At 52.3% G+C, this 18,491-nt stretch carries 16 protein-coding genes; all 16 read right to left on the bottom strand.

Annotation, left to right across the window (positions count from 1 at the left end):
• Positions 1–59 precede the first annotated feature (59 nt).
• On the bottom strand, positions 60–296 hold the full coding sequence (gene csrA / locus J2Z70_RS00500; RefSeq protein WP_209868412.1) for a carbon storage regulator CsrA: 237 nt from the start codon (positions 294–296) through the stop codon (positions 60–62).
• A gap of 1 nt (position 297) precedes the next feature.
• A complete protein-coding gene (locus tag J2Z70_RS00505) occupies positions 298–744 on the bottom strand; it encodes a flagellar assembly protein FliW (protein WP_209868414.1) in 447 nt (148 codons plus the stop codon).
• Between the two features lie 85 nt (positions 745–829).
• Complete coding sequence (locus tag J2Z70_RS00510; protein ID WP_245367889.1) at positions 830–1,393, bottom strand: DUF6470 family protein; 564 nt, start codon at positions 1,391–1,393, stop codon at positions 830–832.
• A gap of 18 nt (positions 1,394–1,411) precedes the next feature.
• Positions 1,412–2,329 (bottom strand): flagellar hook-associated protein FlgL, encoded by a 918-nt coding sequence (flgL, locus tag J2Z70_RS00515; protein ID WP_209868418.1) that lies wholly within the window; start codon positions 2,327–2,329, stop codon positions 1,412–1,414.
• Positions 2,330–2,341: 12 nt separating this feature from the next.
• A complete protein-coding gene (gene flgK, locus J2Z70_RS00520) occupies positions 2,342–3,937 on the bottom strand; it encodes a flagellar hook-associated protein FlgK (protein WP_209868420.1) in 1,596 nt (531 codons plus the stop codon).
• Between the two features lie 57 nt (positions 3,938–3,994).
• Positions 3,995–4,495, bottom strand: a complete 501-nt coding sequence (locus J2Z70_RS00525; protein WP_076080047.1) for a flagellar protein FlgN — start codon at positions 4,493–4,495, stop codon at positions 3,995–3,997.
• 12 nt (positions 4,496–4,507) lie between these two features.
• Positions 4,508–4,795: a flagellar biosynthesis anti-sigma factor FlgM gene (gene flgM / locus J2Z70_RS00530; RefSeq protein ID WP_036694667.1), complete on the bottom strand. Its 288-nt coding sequence runs from the start codon at positions 4,793–4,795 to the stop codon at positions 4,508–4,510.
• 105 nt (positions 4,796–4,900) lie between these two features.
• Positions 4,901–5,308 carry a TIGR03826 family flagellar region protein gene (locus J2Z70_RS00535; protein WP_036694666.1) on the bottom strand — a complete coding sequence of 136 codons (408 nt, stop codon included), beginning with the start codon at positions 5,306–5,308 and terminating at the stop codon, positions 4,901–4,903.
• Between the two features lie 141 nt (positions 5,309–5,449).
• On the bottom strand, positions 5,450–6,331 hold the full coding sequence (locus J2Z70_RS00540) for a ComFC family protein (RefSeq protein WP_209868422.1): 882 nt from the start codon (positions 6,329–6,331) through the stop codon (positions 5,450–5,452).
• Between the two features lie 115 nt (positions 6,332–6,446).
• Positions 6,447–7,409, bottom strand: coding sequence for a helicase-related protein (locus J2Z70_RS33050; protein WP_342592967.1), 963 nt, complete (start codon positions 7,407–7,409; stop codon positions 6,447–6,449).
• Positions 7,406–8,686 (bottom strand): hypothetical protein, encoded by a 1,281-nt coding sequence (locus J2Z70_RS33055; RefSeq protein WP_245367890.1) that lies wholly within the window; start codon positions 8,684–8,686, stop codon positions 7,406–7,408. The genes J2Z70_RS33050 and J2Z70_RS33055 overlap by 4 nt, the downstream gene beginning before the upstream one ends.
• A 93-nt stretch (positions 8,687–8,779) precedes the next feature.
• A complete protein-coding gene (locus J2Z70_RS00550; RefSeq protein WP_051477750.1) occupies positions 8,780–9,223 on the bottom strand; it encodes a hypothetical protein in 444 nt (147 codons plus the stop codon).
• 251 nt (positions 9,224–9,474) lie between these two features.
• Positions 9,475–10,197 (bottom strand): response regulator, encoded by a 723-nt coding sequence (locus J2Z70_RS00555; protein ID WP_036699238.1) that lies wholly within the window; start codon positions 10,195–10,197, stop codon positions 9,475–9,477.
• Positions 10,198–10,201: 4 nt separating this feature from the next.
• Positions 10,202–11,359, bottom strand: coding sequence for a sensor histidine kinase (locus tag J2Z70_RS00560; RefSeq protein ID WP_036721752.1), 1,158 nt, complete (start codon positions 11,357–11,359; stop codon positions 10,202–10,204).
• 57 nt (positions 11,360–11,416) lie between these two features.
• Positions 11,417–14,131 carry a stalk domain-containing protein gene (locus tag J2Z70_RS00565; RefSeq protein ID WP_245367927.1) on the bottom strand — a complete coding sequence of 905 codons (2,715 nt, stop codon included), beginning with the start codon at positions 14,129–14,131 and terminating at the stop codon, positions 11,417–11,419.
• Positions 14,132–14,387: 256 nt separating this feature from the next.
• Complete coding sequence (locus tag J2Z70_RS00570) at positions 14,388–18,416, bottom strand: Ig-like domain-containing protein (protein ID WP_209868425.1); 4,029 nt, start codon at positions 18,414–18,416, stop codon at positions 14,388–14,390.
• Positions 18,417–18,491: the final 75 nt, after the last annotated feature.

Consider the following 18,491-nt stretch of genomic DNA (forward strand, 5'->3'; position numbering starts at 1 on the left):
TGAGCCACATAAGCTACTCAGGTTCAATAATATATCTTTTGTTTTCCTAAGAGACTACCTTAAGAATTCGACCCGCGAAGACGATGTATCAAGGCACTCAAGTCTGAGGGTTGCGGCGCTACGGACTCACGGTTCGATTCCTGTATCGATAAGTAGACTTCTTTGCGGAAGATATCCACGTGCTTCGGTGCTGAGATCCCTACTTTTACGGTGTCGCCGTCTACACTCAGAATCGTGAGTTCAATCTGATCCTGGATGACGATCGTCTCCCCTTTTTTGCGGGACAGTACAAGCATATTAACCCCCATCCTTTCCATCAGCCACTAGCTGCTCTTGCAGCAGGCTATGCTTCGTATGATATGAGGTGCGGTGTATTACAATCTGCTTCCCGGTCAATCCGCTGGGATTGAAGATAATCGGTGCTAACAAATTAATGGTTGAAGCTTCTACTTGTTCCTTCAGAGTAACAATACAGCGGACAAGCACATCAGATTCGATCCCTAGTTCTTCTGCTTCATCGTCCGGAAGTTCAAATTCATAAGAAGGATAGAATGTAAAAGGGTCAGCAAGCAAAAACGAATGGCCTCGCTCCTTAACGGATTGCAATACCCAAAACGGAGACTCCTCCAGAGCCACAAGCGCAAAGTCTGCTTCTTCATCAAACCCTGGAATCCCTTTGGCGAAGTGGAACACCTGATCCTCCCTAACTTCAAGTGTACCCATGGATAGCGTTTCTATAATCAAGTTATTCACTCCTTATTATTCTGACTGTTGTAAGATAACAGAAAAGCTATAGAAGTGCCTTAAGCACATCCATAGCTTATTACAATTACATTTGAACATTCAATTCCGGCGGAATAAACTGCACCGAAGCATGTTGCTGCATATAAATATCAAGCTTGCCGCGTGTATATTCCGTCTCCGGGCGGTGTCTTTCCACCTGAATATCAACTGTGGCAGGTCTGAAATTAATTTCCGGTGCCCTCGCTTCGTAGCGCAAGTCCACATTATCATATGACGCTGGGCCACAAGGTTCAGGAAAAGAATTCGGCTCGGTATCTGTTCCGTAAATCTCAGCAATACTGTTACCGGGCTTGAAAAATTCAGCCATGCGCGTGCCTTGCTCCACTCTGCGGGCAATGGCCTGAAGATACAACTGCTGAATTCCCGAGTAGATTCTACGGTTCATATCCAGAACACTGCCCCCATTATACGCGGCGCGTGCCCTGGTCTGGTCAATAATAAGCTCTGGAGGAGTGGATTGAACGCTTAGCTCACCCGGTGTTGTCGTGATGCTGACGTCTGCCTTAGGTTGAGTAATAGAGAAAGACCCGATATCCGCATCAATGCCGATCCGTGCAGGTGTCTGTCGAATTTGCAAAATAGGCTGCATCAACAAGAACCACCTCCGTTATCGGATAAAATCTACAAGGGTTGTAGAGATAATCTTCGCTCCCACAGACAGCGAGGCATTGTAGATATTCTCCTGGATCTTCGACTGCATGATCAGCCCTTCATAATCGGCATCCTCTGTCTTAGCCTGGAGATCCGTCAAGTTAATGTTCAAATCGCTTAAGCGGTCCTGCATCAGTTCCACACGGTTAGTCTTGGCTCCGATCTCAGAGCGTGCGGATAGAATCGTCTCGGTGCGGGTATCGATTTTATCAAGCTGGCTGGAAATACCTGTGATGTTCCCGGCCTTCAAGGCAGATGAAAGATTATTGATTAATGAAAAAATATTATCTGATTCACCAGTGTTACCGAATACTGAATTGCCGGTTAAATTGATCGGCATTTGAACCCCTTCGCCGACAATGTACTGAATTTGCCCAGCGTCCGTTATAACCTCCTGTGAGGTGTCATAGGTGCCATCAGCACCCTTGGCAAAATCATAAGGCTTCGTGGTGTACTGCTCACCATTGAAAATATACTTTCCATTCAGCTTACTGTTCGCTATATCCACCAGCTGTTCTTTGAGCTGCATCACTTCTTCATTAATACTGTCCAGAGCTGACTGCGGATTACTGCCAGTAGAGGCTTGTACAGTCAAATCCCGCAGACGTTGAATCACATCCCCCGCCTGACCCAATACAGTATCATTATAATCCAGCCAAGACAGCGCGCTGTCCACGTTCTTCGTGTACTGCTCGTTAGAAGACAGCTCGGCGCGGTAGCGGAGGGAATAGGTGATGCCTACCGGGTCGTCGGAGGGCTTGTTGATTTTGCGGCCGCTGGCCAGCTGGAGCTGGGTCTCGTTCATGGTACGCGCATTGCGGTTCAAGTTAAGCAGCAGCTGTGAGCTCATCATATTGGAGGTGACTCTGATCATGGTATGGCCTCCTTATCTTCCGACTGTGCCGGTAGAATTTATCAATTTATCAAGTAGTTCATCATAGGTGGTCATGAAACGCGCAGCAGCACTGTAGGCATGCTGGAACACGAGCATATTGGACATCTCTTCATCCAGGGACACACCGCTTACAGACTGGCGGCGGGAACTCACCTGATCCACCAAGTAATCCGAGTTGCTGGCCTGGCGTGTAGCCTCTTGAGATTGGATACCCAATTGTCCAACCATGGAGCTGAGATAGGACCCGACTGTACCGGTCTTAGTACCATCCGCTGTAGCGAAAGTATTGTTATCCTTCATATTGCTGAACAGCAGCGCCAGTGTGTTATTTCCTTTTACTACGGATACATTGCCTGAGGTGTCTGTAGTAGTACGCAAGGAAGTAGCAAACAGCGTGGGATCAGCAGCGATTTCCGGATTCAGCTTGAGATTGGCAGCAGTGATCGCTTCCCCCGCTACCGCAGAGGTGAAGAACGGCCGGCCTGACGTCCCGTTGAGCGCATACCCCAGCTGATGAAGTCCATTCAGACCCTTGACTGTTGTTCTTAGATCACCCGGCAACGGGATAGGTACCGCGCTTCCTGCTGTTAGAGTCGTTTTGGTGCCATCTGCATTAATAATCTCTGAATCCTTGAGCACAGTCGTTCCTGCGGGCAGGTTAGAGCCTGACGGTATGGTCACCTGCACTTCACCATTGGCAATGGTATTGGCCATCGCGTCGAGCTGCTTCCTGTAATCTGCTACATAGGTGTTTTTGGAGAAAAGCATCCCATAAGCTTCACCAGCCTTCAAATCGCCGGAGGCGAAGGCGGTATTAAGAAACGTACTGTCTACAGCCGCACTTACGGTTGCTCCTTGAACTAACGGCTGTGTGCCCAGTGAGATGTTATATCCGGCATCTGTATCCAGAATGGTGATGTTAGCAATCTTGGACAGCTTGTCCGTCAACAGGTCGCGCTGGTCGCGCAGATCATTGGCTTTGTCGCCCATGCCTTCGATCTTGGAGATGGATTGATTGAGGTCAGCGATAGAACTGAGATAGCTCTGGATCTCTTTGCCTTTGACATCAATGTTGGTGCTTAGATCGCGGTCCAGATTGCTGAGCTGTGTACTCATATAGTTCATGGCATCCGTGAGGGCCTGAGCTGTCTGGACTACTATCTTACGGGCGGTTGGATCTTCCGGATTCTTACTGAGGTCCGACCAGGATTTCCAGAAGTTATCCAGCACGATACGGACACCGGTATCTGAAGGCTCATTCACGATCGCTTCCAGCTTATCTAAGGTGTCCGACTGAATGCTCCAGTTCCCGCTTGCCGAGTTCTCCCCGCGGAATTGATCGTCCAGGAACATCTCCCGAATCCGCTCAATGGAACTGAATTCAACCCCTGTTCCCAGTTGCCCTGGCATCGTCGAGTTATTCATACCATAGGCTTCAATCGGGATGGCCGCCTTCATATTCACACGCTGGCGGGTGTATCCCTCCGTGTTGGCGTTGGCAATGTTGTGGCCGGTGGTATTGAGCGCCGCTGTCTGGGTAAACAGGCTTCGTCTTGCGGTCTCGATGGAGTGGAATGTAGATGTCATACTGCGTGTTCCTCCCTTGTGATTGCTGCGATGAGCGCAGCTCAGCGGATAACCTGATTATCCACGGGCATCAAAAAGACCCGGCCGAGTTACACTGCTGCCCTTGTCGGACGGATGATGGTATGTCATTTCCTGATTTGGTCTTCCGACCAGCAAATCCAGGGAATAATCTATAAAGGTAAGCGACTGCTCAATCAGCTTCTGGTTCAGCTCATTGGCCTTTTTTAATTGCTGCAATGTGCCGGAAAGCTTCTGCTGAATCTGCAGCAGGCGCGATTTGTCATCGGGATCAAAGACAAGGCGGGACAGCTCGGTAAGATTCAGATTCAGATTGGAACGGATTCCAACCCCCTGCAAAAACTCGAAGGCCGCTTCTGCACGCCGTTCTTCCAGCTGTCCGATCACCTTCATCAGCTTGGACTCGCGGTTCAGGATATCAATGAGACCCTCTACCTTGTTGTCCATAATGGTCTGTTTCTTCACTGCGGCCAGATCCAGCATCTGCACATGCGCCTCGTCCAGCCGCTCAAGCAATTCTAATAATGTTGTAAGTGCCATGGGTGTGTTCACCTAATTCTCGGAGGATTGCTTAAAGTAGGGGGCGAGTGTCTCAGCGAGCTTGGCTGCGTCAACCTGGTAGGTACCTGCGGATACTTGCTGTTTCAGGCTCTCGATCTTATTCGCACGTTCCGTGTCAATCTTGCCGCTCTTCTGTGCCTGAAGCAGCTTGATGGCCTCATCCGAAATCGATACCTCATCCTTGCGTGTACTCTTCTTCATCTGTTCCTGCCTTTGCGATTCCGCACTTCGTTGGTATGGATTAATCGCATTAATTCGTCCGGCATCGTTAATTTTCATAACTTCACCTTCCTTCTGTAATAAAAAAGCCGATAATCTTTACTAAGTTTATCGGCCCCTGTTGAAACATTCTTTATAGCTGCAAGCGTTTTTTTGCAGAATTGTTTAGTTGCGGAACTTGTCTACCGCGCGGTAAGCGCCATCTGGAGCCTTCTTGGAAGCGCTCGAGTCTGCACTTTCCTTGGCTGCATTGGCAAGGTCCTTGGTCAAACGGCTGCGGCAGCTGTCGCACATATGCCCGTCCCGGATCAGGGTTCCGCATACCTCGCAAGGGTACATCATATTGGGTGCATTGGCTATGGAAATCCGGCCCTCCCGGATAAAACGCGTGATTTCCTTGATGGAAATATCGGTGGCATCGGACAGTTCCTGTATGTTGGTGCCTCTATTTTTGCGTAAGTATTCTACACAGATTTCGTACTCATGCTCTAACTCTTTGATGCAGGGCTGGCACAGGTTCATCAGGTTCTTGACATATAACCGGCCGCATCTTGGACAATTGTCTACATTCATATCTACCGCGGCTCCCTTCTATCATTCTGCACAACTCATGAATCGCTTATGCTACTAAGATTACATGATCGCCGAAGATCCGTCTATGTTTAGTATCGGTCAGGGAAGCGGTTTTATTGAATTCCGAAGCGGCGGCAGCTACTAGGAACGCGCCCAGGTCAGAGAGTAGATTTCAGCAAGGCAATTCTGGCTGCGGCAGAGCTGCTGAAGCGCTTCGGCGCAGGCACGAATCGTACTTCCGGTAGTGTAGATATCATCGACAATGATGATTTGCGGGGGACGCTGCTCAAGCTGATGCGTCGCACGGGAATCCAGGTGTTCCTTCAGACTTTGCAGAACCGCCGAATCTGTATTCCCGGCAAAAGCATGCTTCATATCGGCCAGCCGCTCCCTTCTGCTTTTGAAGCTCTGCTTGGCAGTGTGATGGGTGCGAACCAGCAGTGGGAGCTGAGGGATTCCTCTGCGCAGGGATACTACTTCCGCCAGCCGCTCCGCCTGATTGAAGCCCCGTTCCGACAAACGGACAGCGCTCACAGGCACAGGGACCAGCAAATCGGCTTGCCATAGGTTAGAACGCATACGAAGCTTTGAATGCCGTATCGGGAATGGTTTACTAAAAAAGTTGCTTTGTAGCGCTTCATTCAGTTGTTGTCCACTCTGTTCTTGTTGCAGCAGCGCGTATGCCCTGTCCAGCATCAGACCGAGCAGGGGTGCGAGCCGCTCATTCCCCCGGTATTTATACTGGCCTAGTATTTCACGCATTTCACTGGTGTAGGCTACTGCACTCCGGTTGCACCGGATCGGTATGGGTCCATGGCTGCGGCTGCAATCGGGACAACCCACATGTCTTCCGCAAGTCTGGCACCGGGGAACGCGAATCCATGGAATGCTGCTCTGGCAGTGCAGGCAGATCTCAGGCCATTCAGGGGAAGGGCGGCCTCTGCGGCCGCAAAACAGACATTCCGGCTGCGAAGGCGAGATTAGGGAGCGGGCTTGCTTCATCCATGAGGTTAGGGAGCGCATGGTAATCCTCCTTGTAAAATAGGGTGTGTGGAGATCAAAAGTTCAGCATGTATAGCATTCAAAATGAGGGGAGCCGGGCATTCACAGCTATTTCCAAGGAATCCTCACAAAATCATTAAGACTTGAGATATCCCTGTCTGCGGGCGATTGCATTCATACTGCGGATCTGTGATATGGCGGCTCGCTGTGAGCGGCTCCACTCTGCTGAAGCAAAGATGACGTTGCCTGCCGGATCATCCTTAGAGCGGCCCGCCCGGCCCGCCATCTGCACCAAGGCTGCTTCATCGAATAGTCCGCTGTCCGCATCCAGAATAAATACATCACTATGCGGTACCGTGACCCCACGCTCCAGAATCGTGGTCGTTACCAGCAGGGAAATGGTGCCATCACGGAACTTCAGTACCTTCTCTGCTCTCCCCGGGTCTTGAGAGGAGGTGCCCTCTATAGAAATTTCGGGAAACATCCGCCGCAGCAGCTGTAGCAGCCCCTCGATATGGGCAATTCGTGAGACAAAGAGGAAGATCTGCGCCTTACGGTCAAGGGACCGCTGCAGCACTGAACGCAGTCCTGCCGGAATTCTGCCCTGCTTCAGGCAGCGATGAAGCGGCGGCATCCGGATATGGCGCGGAACCGGCAAGGGGTGGCCGTGAAAACGGACCGGGACCCTCGCATGCGGCAATCTGCCGGAGCGGGCAAGACGCTGAAGCTCCGCAGGCGGCGTGGCGGAGAGTAGGATGAATCGTCCGCCGGGCTTGCAGACCTGCCTTGCAGCATAGTCCAGCATAGGATCGTTGTGATAGGGAAACGCATCGATCTCATCGATGATGACCAGATCGAAGGCCTGGTGAAACCGCAGCAGTTGGTGCGTGGTCGCCAGGGTGATCCGGCTGCGGCGCAAGCGGTCCTCGCTGCCTCCGTACAGCACGGCGGGGACATCCGCCGGGAAGGCTCTGGCCAGGCGCGGCGCCAGCTCCAGCACAACGTCGCGCCGCGGCGTGGCGATCAGCGCCCGGCCCCCGGCCGCGAGCGCCGCCTCCAGGAGCGGGAAGACCATCTCCGTCTTCCCCGCGCCCGTCACTGCCCAGAGCAGGAACCGCTCTGGGCCTCTTGCGGCGGAGCGCCTGCGCGGCTCCGCCAGGAACCCCAGCGCGGCTCCGCCAGGAACCCCAGCGCAGCGCAGGCGGCCGCCGCCTGCGCTGCGCTCAGCCCCCACCGGCGTGCCGCTACGGTGGGGGACACGCCGGCCGTGCAGCGCACGGCCGGCAGCGGTGCGCTGCGCAGCAGCAGCGCGCAAGCCCGGCTGCGCCCCAGTGCGAGGCAGGCCTCGCAATAGGCGCAGCCGGCAAGGCCGCACGCGGCGCAGGCCGTGCGGCACGTGGGTACGCTGCCGCAGCGCAGGCAGCGCGGCACTTCGCGGCGGCGCAGGCCCAGCCGCGCGGCGCCCGCAGGGCCCAGGACGGCGGCCGTAAGCCGCAGCCGTCCCTGGAGATTGGCGAGCTGCGCCGCAGCCCGCCAATGCTCCGCCAGCTCCGGGAGCTGCTCGGCCACCAGCGCCTCTGCTTCACCCTGAAGCAGCGAACGCCCATCCAACGCCGTAACCAGGCGGTCTGCTCCCGCTGCAAGTGCCTCCAGCCCTTTTCTCCGTAAGCTCACCTGTTCGTTCCCGCGCCAGTTCTCCCTCCTACTTCCCCGCTCGATAACCCGTTCATTCTCCCACTCCTTCTCCCCGCCGCTGTCCCTCCCACTCGCCCACTCGCTCCCCGGCTCATCCCCCCATTCAAATCCCTCTCTATCCCTCCATTCACTCACCCCTGCCTTACGCCCCCCGTTCCATCCTCCAACCACTCTCCCCTCATCCTCGCTCCATCCCCTGTCCTCCGGCAGCTTATACACCTGAATCTCCTCGAAAGGCCAGCCCGCTTCCCGTCCACCTCCGGCAGCCTGCTCCGCCCGGATCTCCGCCTTCAAGAGCGCTGCGGCGTATTTCCTCCAGGCTGCCTCATCCCAGCGCTGCATCTGGTTCGTGAACTGGCAGGCTGCTGCCAGCTTCACCGCCCAGCCCAGCGGCAGTGACCGGGAGAGCACCACAACCCGGTCTGCCGATTGGCTTCTCTGGTCTGCCCGCTGACTTTTCCGTTCTGCCGCTTGGCTTTCCCGAGCTACCCGCTGACCTTTTCGTTCCGCCGCTTGGCTTTCCCAGTCTGCCACTTGACCTCTCCCTACTACCCAGCGCCCGCCCCAAGCCCCCAGCCCCTCCACCTCACCCGCCCACCATAATTCATCCACCGCCAGATTCAATGAAATCCGGGCCTGCCACTGTCCGCCCTGCGCCACCACATACACCGCCACCTTCAATCCCAACGCCTCCTTATCTTTTAGAGCACGCCAAAAAGCACACCGCCCCATTCCTGGAGAGTGTGCTTCACCCGTAACTTACATATTTAGCTGTCATTCGCCGGGCTTGGATGGGGATCTCCCGCTTCCCGGCAACCGCATTATCCGCAGCGGCAGCAGCGGCTCCTGCACCCGCAGGTCTACCGTAACCCCCTGCCGGAGTTCTGCCCTGTCCGCGAGGCCGAAGAACGGCACCGCAGGTGCAAATTCAATAGAAGAGTTATGATAAGCCATCCGTGAGGCTACCGCCATGGTCCTGTCTTCTGAACCGTCATCCACCAAGGTGATCTGCAGGGGCCTGCCGATCCAGCAAGCATACACTGCAAAAACCCTGAGATACCACTCCACCACGGCCTCATGATTACGAGTAATCAGAATATAGTGAAGCCGCTTACCAGTCCGTGCTGCTGCCCGGGTCTCTTCCCGATGATGCAGGAGTTGAACAAGGGCTGCTGCGGATGCATAAATAGAGATAATCCAGATTAACTGGGCGATCATGAAGATGCACCTCCCTCTTATACCCACACTATATGCCGGGGATAAAAGGACGGTGACAGCCCATTAGCGCGGGAGCCCACCCGCCAGTTCAACTTAGGGTACATATTTAAGTTAGCATTTTGCAAAATTCGAATAGAGTGCGGACTGAAACAATACTATGGCTGCAGCTCTCAGCTGCATACAAGTTATGTACCGTTTATAAGGATCATTAGGATTCTCCAAAACGCTCAGTTAAAAGTTTATGAGGGAAGCTATAAAGTTACCCAGCCGTATTTGATAGAATTAATTACAGCCTGCGTACGGTCGTCCACTTCCATCTTTTGCAGAATACTGCTGACATGGTTTTTGACCGTCTTCTCACTGATAAACAGATATTCCCCAATCATCTTGTTACTCTTGCCCTCCGCCATCAACCGCAGCACCTCTGCCTCGCGGCGGGTCAGCGGATTGTTATCGCCTGCAACGAATTTGACACCGGCTTCCTTCACGGCCGTCTCGGCCATAGCGCCAGTCTCGTTAAGGTACGTCATGCGCCGCAGCTGATTAATCAGCTTGCCGGTCACCTTCGGATGGATAAAAGCATGTCCCTCGCATACAGAGCGGATCGCATTAATCAGCGACTCGGCCTCCATATCCTTCAGCAGATACCCGTTTGCCCCCTTGCGCAGCGTCTCAAACACATAGCTTTCATCATCATGAATCGAGAGGATAATCACTTTGACATCCGGGAACATTTCACGGAGCTTTTGCGTAGCCTCCACGCCGTTCTCAATCGGCATATTGATATCCATCAGCACGATATCCGGCTTATTGCCGTTGCAGAATTCAAGCACCTGGATGCCGTCCCCGCATTCGCCAATGACCTCGATGTCATCCTCCATATTCAAAATACGTTTAAGCCCTTCACGAAACAATTGATGATCATCGGCCAAAAGAACTTTAATGGGCGCTTTGCCAGAGTTTTGGTTCTCCATCACATTACTCCTTTCCCTTTTCCACATTCGTCGGAATGTGAATTACGATTGTTGTGCCCTGGTTCTCGGCTGATTGTATTTCCATTCTTCCCTCCAGCAATTCCACGCGTTCGCGCATACCCACCAGACCGAAGCTTTCCCGGTTGGCTTGTTCACTGATTTTTTTCACATTGAAGCCTAAGCCATTGTCTTTCACGACAATCTTGATCAATTGAGCCTGATAAGTAATCTCTACCAGTACGTAGCTCGGATAAGCATGCTTCGCCGCATTGGACAGAGCCTCCTGCACCAGCCGGTATACCGCCGCTTCCATTGCCGAGGACAAACGGTGCTCCTTCCCCCTGGTTTCAAAAGAGGTGCGGATCTTCGTCTTCTCCTCATAATCATGCACATACTTCCGCAGAGTCGGAATCAGCCCCAAATCATCAAGCGCCATCGGACGCAGGTTAAAAATCACCTTGCGCATTTCTTCCAGGCTGTATCTTACCTGCCCCTTTAAGTCTATTACTTCGGCTTGTACCAGCCCAAATTCCTGCTTTACCAGCATTCTTTCTACAATTTCCGTCCTTAGGACTAGATTCGCCAGCATTTGAGCAGGACCGTCATGAATTTCCCGGGCAATTCTTTTCCGTTCCTCTTCCTGAGCCAGGATTATTTTGAGTCCAATCATCTGGCGGTTCTTCGCAGATTCGACAATTCGCGTCACTTGACCTAGTTCTCCGGACAGATATTCCAGGACAACGCTCATTTGCGAACCAATCGATTCGGCACGTTCTACAGAATTTTCGACACTGCGAACCCGCATTTGCAATTCATCGCGTCTGCTCCGCAGATAAGCCTCCCTCTCCCTGGTCATCATCAGCTCCAGCTGCAGCTCCGTCGCCTTCTCATAGGCAATCCGGATATCCTTCTCCGTGTAGCGGACAAAATCCCGGCTGACCTCTGTCAGCCGGATCCGGGAGCGGTGGTACTGCTGCTCCAGCTTGTCTACCTTTTGCAATGTTTCATCCGTTTCTTCCATGACCCGCTGCAGTTCTTTGTTGAGTGCAGCAAGCTCATCGCGTGCCACCTGCAATATTTCGAATATCTGATACTTGCTGCTCTCCATCACGTCGATGGTGTTTTTAATCACCCGATCTATCGCATCGGCTTGAAATTCCACGGATGCTTGCCCCATTTCTATCGAATCGTATTAAAGGCTTTCCTTTATATTAACATATCACGATTCGATAGTTACGGTCTTAGTGTTCTGTTCCCATTTTACAGTGAGTCCGAGCTGTTCTGTCACGAGTCGAAGCGGTACTAAAGTCCTGGCATTCAGAATCATCGGTGCTACTTCAGCACTCTGCCGCTTCCCGTTCAGTACGAACTCCTTCTTATTCACGGTCAGATCCAGCGCCTTAGAGCCCCGGAGGACCATAATCTTCTTAGTCTTCGCATCCCAGACCGCATTGCCGCCGAACGCGTCCAGAACATATTTTATCGGCACATACGTACTGCCGTCCTTCACGATCGGCGCAACATCAATCGGCCGCTTGGTGCCGTTAACCGTCATCGCCTTGCCTCCAATGCTCATCGCCGCCGTCCCTTTGGGCAGTCCCGCCTCACTGGAGAGCGATGGCATCACGAAGGAAATATTATCAAAAGCCACTGTCCCTGTCTTGGCCCGTTCATCCTGGCCTTCTTCTACATTTACCACGTAAAGTCTCTTAAGGGAAGCTGGGAATTTAATCCCTGAGCCGGACAGATCGATATTAAGCGTCTTCCAGCCGTTCCAGTCGATAACTTTCGCCAAATCAATATAGGCCGTCTTTCCGCTGGCATCTGTCAGCTCGGCACGCATCCAGTTCAGGCTCATGTCCCCCATCACATCGACTGACATGGAGGTTGCCGCCGCCGGAATATCCTTGCCCTTTGTACCGTTGAACTGGGCGTATGCGTACATTTTACCGGTGCCTGCACTCATATCGTAGCTAAGCGATAAGACCTTCGAGCCTGCACGCTCTGCGCTGCCCGCAACTACTGCTGCTGTTCCAGTAACCCCTGCCGCATTGGTTGTGAACGCGAACGGATAATTGGCATTCTCGAAATCCTCCCACGCCGTAGCAGCTGCAGTAGACAAGACAACCGCCGTGCTGAAGCCGTCATAGCGGGCAATCGCATATCCGGTAGTTACGCCGGGATCGACTGACTCCACTTTAAGCTTGCCGTCCCCCACACTTCCTTTGAAGCCGATAAACTCCCACTTCAGTGCGGTTGCCGGAACAGCTATCGTTGCCCCGCTCTTCGACACCGCGCTAACCGGAACCGATACAGTGGCTCCTGCTTGCAGCGGTGCAGTTGCTGTACCTGCAATCAGGCTGGACAGGTCTTCTCCGCCCAGAACGGTGACCTCGGTCTCCGCACTCGCTGTTCCGCTGGTCGCCTTCAGCTTGACGGTTCCCGGCTTGACGGCCGTGGCTTCACCCGCATTCACAGTCACACTCCCGCCGCTTGCGGTCCAGGCCGGATTAGCCGCCGCTACATCCACCGGATTGTAGTACGTATCATAGCCCTTCAGGGAGTATGTGGCCTTTTGCCCGATTAACAGTACCGAGCTGCCGCTGATCTTGATTCCTTTCACTTCACCTTGCGGAGCAGAAGTATATACTCCCACGCCGTTAACGATTGTGCGCTGCTCCTTGCCGTATTCGGTATTGAAGGTAAGCGTAGTCGAGGTTTCAGCCAGCGGGCGGTCTACCATCGTTGTAGAGCCCCCTCCGTCCAGATTAATTCCTTTCCATACCCCGATATTCGTCATGAAGGATTGCAGCTCTGTCAGCGACAGACCCGCACTATTGCTGTTCTTCTCAGCTGCAATGACATATACGTACCTGCCATCCTGGGAATAGCCCAGCGCTGTACGCGCCCGGTACCCGCCAATGCTGCTTGTAGAACGGGAGAACGACGACGCCTTGCCGTTATTGACCAGAATCGTATGCCCCCCGATCATCATCTGCAGCGTAGAAGGATCGAGCTCCTGCTGGGTGGTTTTGGAACGGAGCAGATAGGTACTGTTTATCTTTTGTCCTACAACCAGATGTGCCTTGACGAACTCGGCAGCCAGCCCGTGCGTCCGCAGAATATAAGCCCCTTTGGGCACGGTCACCGGCAACGCCGAATCCAGCGAGATCTGGGTAATCGTATCATTCTCTACCAGCACCTCTGTCGGTGTAGTAGAGCTGCCCTTAGGCCGCTCTAGCGCTGTCCACGCATCCGTGTAGATATAGGCTGCATTAGCATGACTGTAAGTCGAGCTGCCGCCTTCGGGATTGTAGGCCCCTTTGTTGATGCCGGACAGCGGGAACTGGGAACCATCCTCTGCGGTCAGCATCCCCTCAAACGTATATTCATCAATGATAGGTTTACGGTCCTTGGTTACTGCAAAAGCATACATTCCGTTTAGCTGTGAAGGAGTAGACACCAGCACACCGCCAGATACCTGACCGCCAATCGGCGCACCTTCTCCGCCGGTATTGAAGTAATCCCCGTTCACCGCCGCGACGGCTCCTGTCTCCGCCGCCATGCCCCCGGTGCTCTGCCGTGTCGTCAGATTCCCGCCTTTGCCGGTCATGACATCCAGAGAGACATAAGGATTATTCAGATCGACACGAATGACGCTGGCCAGTCCTGTGGCACTTTTACCTGAACGCACTGTGGTAAATTTATATTTCATCATCATCGCACCGGAAGTGATAACCTCTTCACTCAGTTTTGTCGCCGAGAAGGACGCTGCTGCTTGTGCTACCGGCGCAGTGCCTGCACCCAGCCATCCTGCACCTTCACTCCCGACAACCGGCATGATCCAGATTACACCCGCCAAGGATGCAGCAATCCATTTTTTAGCAGGCGACCATTGATTTCCCCGTGTTGACTCAGTACTCTTTTTCCCCATGAAAAGCTCATTCATTTCAGTGTAACTCTCCCATCTATTTGTACTCTTCTACCTCGCTATCAAGACCTGGATATCAGTTCATAGTAATAGACTATACCTTTAATAGACTGAATCCAGCTCGAAAAGTTGCGAAAATTGGAGAGAACTAGCAGGTTTTACCGGATGAGCGGAGTCACGCTGGAGCTGTCCAGGTATGCCAAAAAAGCACCCGGCCCATAGACCGGATGCTCTGCTTAACTATACAATTCCCTTGCTCTTACAAATAGCCTGCTGTCTTCAGCATCCGCTGCAGCATGACTGCAGCCTGCCCTCGGGTAGCATTACCCTGCGGCTGGAATTGCGTGGTGCTGACTCCCTGAATAATCCCCGCCTTGACTGCCTTGGCTACAAATTCGATACTCTGGCTCAGAATCCTCGCCCGGTCCTTGAACGGGCTAAGCGTATCCATTACAGATGCACTCAACGTTACAGGCTGCCCCGTATACTCCAGCGCCCTCACCATCATAATCGCCATCTGCTCACGGGTAATTTTATCCTCCGCACGGAAGGTCCCGTCCGTATTGCCGTTGATGATGCCGGCTTTGGCTGCGGCTTCTATGAAGTCACTTGTTTGTGTAAAAGGACGTACATCCTTGAACTGGGAAGCTCCACCGCGTACTGCCTGTAAACCTAAGCCCCGGCTGAGCATCACAGCGAACTCAGAACGAGTGATCGGCTGATCAGGCTTAAACGCAGTTCCATAGCTGCTATCGATGATATTTTTGGCGGCTAACTCTGCTACAGCAGTCTTACTCCAATGGGAGGTCATATCTCCAAAGGTACGCAAGGAAATGAACACCCCCACCACCTGGTTACCATTCGTGCGTGCACTAACAACGCTATTACTGCCCACTGTAGCAATTTGGGCCGGCAAATAAATAGCATCATTGTATGTCGAATCTACACCGGCGGCCATCGTTTGGGCGGAGTTCAATACAGCAGCATTGCGAACAGTGTATTGCCCTTTTACATTTAATTCCTTGGCATTGGAATAGTTATCTTTAATTGAACCGGTAAGACGTAAATCCATAAGACCGGTAACGTTACGCATGGCCTGGCTTCCGATTTTTTGTTCGAACGAATAGAACGTCCCGCCCGGAACACTCTCCATACGCAGCACAAGTGAGACCTTATTGATATCTGTCCCCAGACTAGCAATTAGCGAATTCACATCAATGTCGCTTAGTTTTACACCATACATTTGATCTCCGTACCGGATAATCAGTTTTGCATTCTTGTTGCTTGCGGCTGCATCCGATAGAGCTTTTAGGGGAACGGTAACATAGGCTGACTTCTCTGTAGAAGGAACCTCGAATACCAGCTCATCCCCACCTGCAAGCTTCAGATATTGATAACTGGCAGCCATACGTTCTGCATTCAGATCATATCTTTTAACCATTTGTTTGTAGACCGAAAGATCTGTAACCCCAAGAGCCGAATCACTCTTCAGTAACGGGTACTCCTTGCCAAATTCACTGGCAGGCAGGGTTCCAAGGTAAGAAGGGCGGCTTCCATTGCCCGTTACACCAGTGGTCAGATTCTGAACAGACAAGGAATTGAAGGACGGAAGAGAGTTACCATTCGTGTCTGTAATCATCCCCGCACCAGACAGGTAAGAGAGCTCAACCTTTTGTCCGGCCGTCACTGCTTGCGAGAGATTCAATTTTAAAAGAGTTCCAGACAGGCTGAAATCCTGAACATCAATGCTGCTTCCATCAGCCTTAATCCCAAACTGATTAACATACAATTTCGAAGATGACTGCATGCTCTTATTAAAAGTAACATTAAGTTCGTTGCCCTTCACTGTAGCTATGCTGATCTCCGATACTACCGTGGCTGAAGTTACAGTCACTGGCTGAAGATCAACATAGGCTGCACGATTACCATTCAGATCACTAAGTCCAAGAGTACCTGGAACATAGGATACCGTCACTGTTCCGTTAACTGGCAAAGCAGTCTGAAGGGTCAATGTAGCCTGCGATCCACTTACCGATACATTGGTAACATAGTTTGGTTTACCGCCAACCAGTACAGAGAACTGGCTATTCATCGGTAAATTAATCGTAGACAGACCTTCGTTATAATTCAAAAGGATCTTATTGCCCGCTCCTGTCGCATTCTGGAACACCGGCGGCACATTATCCTTACTATTGCGGATGTTAAACTCAGCGAAGTTTGCAATATTCTGCCCCAGAGAGCTAACCAGCGGATACGAACCGGCGTAGTAGGATACCCGGACCGACTCCGAATTGCCCACCTCGGAACCCACTGTTAAATAAAGCGTGTTGCCGCTGGAGCTGATAGAATTCACCCCAAGCGAATACCCGTCAGTTGTTACCACAAACTGATCATACGCATAAGGAGAGACCGTTTTGAGCGTATCATTGAAGGTCAGTGTCACTGTTCTGCCAGTTATTCTGCCTTCTTTGGGCGTAGGGAGCGCCGATTCTATAGTATTAGTGATCTGCTGTCCAGAAAAGGTAGGCGCAGCATTCCCGCTCGTATCCTGAATCGTCCGCACGCCGCCGGTATAGCTGATTTTTACATTCTGGCCTACAGCGATGCCTGTGCTAATCACTACAAATACACTGTCTCCTTGAATATAGGCACTCTCAATATTCCGGGTTTCCTCATTAACGGTTACCCCGAAGCTGGAAGCCAGCAGCGCCACTGAAGCGTTAAGCGACTCATTATACCTCAGGCGGATCGTCCTGTTGTTCTCCAGCACTGCACTCGTCAGCGAGGGTGGAGTCTTATCTATGGCCACAGTACGGAAGCTCCATGACTTGGTACCGCTTAAACCCTCATACTGCACGCTGGGGTCTGCGGCATCCGTGAACGCTCCTTTGGCGATGTCGATATAATAGATCGTATCTGACTCCAATGCTGCAGTCGGCTTGATTAAAAACTCCTTGGCAGAGGCGCCCTGCTGAACTGTCGCTGTCACTTTAGATCCATTGCTTTTGTATAGAACAACCCCGTTCGTAATGGTGTTATTATAGACAACATCCCGGTTGAAATTAACCGCAATCGTTTTGGAGATATCTACTGACTCACTGCGGTCCGCTGGTGTTAACGCGGCTACAGACAGACTTGTCAGTGATGCCGTCGTGAACGTCCAGGAGTACGGACCTGAGGCCGGAAAGAGATGACCATCCTGATCATAAAAAGCCCCCTGCGGTATAGTCACTGTATATAGTGTACCGCTCAATAGCGGTGAAGCTGTGGAGGCTGGCAACAGAGTTATTGTCGAGCTTCCCCCACCGGTAACATTCGTTGAATTGACATTCAGCCATCTTGTTCTAGGGTCCCCTGCACCTGGAGAGACCGAGATTACTCCAGAGGCCGGACTCATCGGGCGGTCGAAGTATAGCTTAAGGGCTCCACTAACCGATGCGCCAAAAGATGCATTGGCCGGAGCCGTAGATGCAGAGATAGTACCCGTGCCGACCGTGGAGAAGCTCCAGCCGCTGCCGCTCGCTATCCCCTGATAGGTTGTATTATTAGCATCCTTGAATGCATAAGCGTCGATAAGCACATAATAATTCCCGCCGGACGGAAGCTTATTAGCCAGTGTCAACGTCACCGTTGTCGAGGAATCTGCACTCTGGAATGCTACCCCAGGTTCTCCATCTCTGATCGCAAACTCTTGTATAACCGCGTTATCCGCTGACGAGAGCAGCCTGACGCTGCCTCCTCCGGCTGTAAGGACTCCAGATAAGCGAATACTCAGCTCCGTTAAGCTACCTGCCTCTACTCTGGAATTGATGGCAGGAGACATGCTGCTTGCTGTAATCGCCGGATTTACCTCCGGGGCTGTCGTGAACTTCCAGCTTGTTGCCGCAGATTCATTGCCTGCACTATCCTTAAACAGCCCCTTAGGCACACTTACGCTATATGTTTTGTAGGGAGCAAATTTAAGGCTGGCGCCTAGCTTGATCTCGTAGCTTGACGAGTTTCCGATTAGTCCTGCACTCCCGACTGCAATTTCCGTAAATACCGTTTCGGCATTTACATCTGTAATGGTGATTTTCCCGGCTTGCGGGATCACCTGGCGGTCAAAGCCAAGCCCCAGCGAAGCCCCGACATTTACAAAAGCAGACCCGTTCGCAGGAGAAATGCTGATTCCGAATTCCGAAGCGGCGTATACCGCTGATGTATGTATACCGATAACCGGACTGCCCAGACCAAGCAGCAGATTGCCTGCAATGATAATTGCCGTTCCTATTCTTAATTTCTTTCTCATTCTTAAAAAACCCCTTTCAGCCCTTCCAGCACTTCTTGTATTTGTATACTGTTATATTTCGGCTAAAGGGCTTCC

Origin of the sequence: Paenibacillus silagei, assembly GCF_017874735.1 — a bacterium.
GTDB classification, from domain to species: domain Bacteria; phylum Bacillota; class Bacilli; order Paenibacillales; family Paenibacillaceae; genus Paenibacillus_AQ; species Paenibacillus_AQ silagei.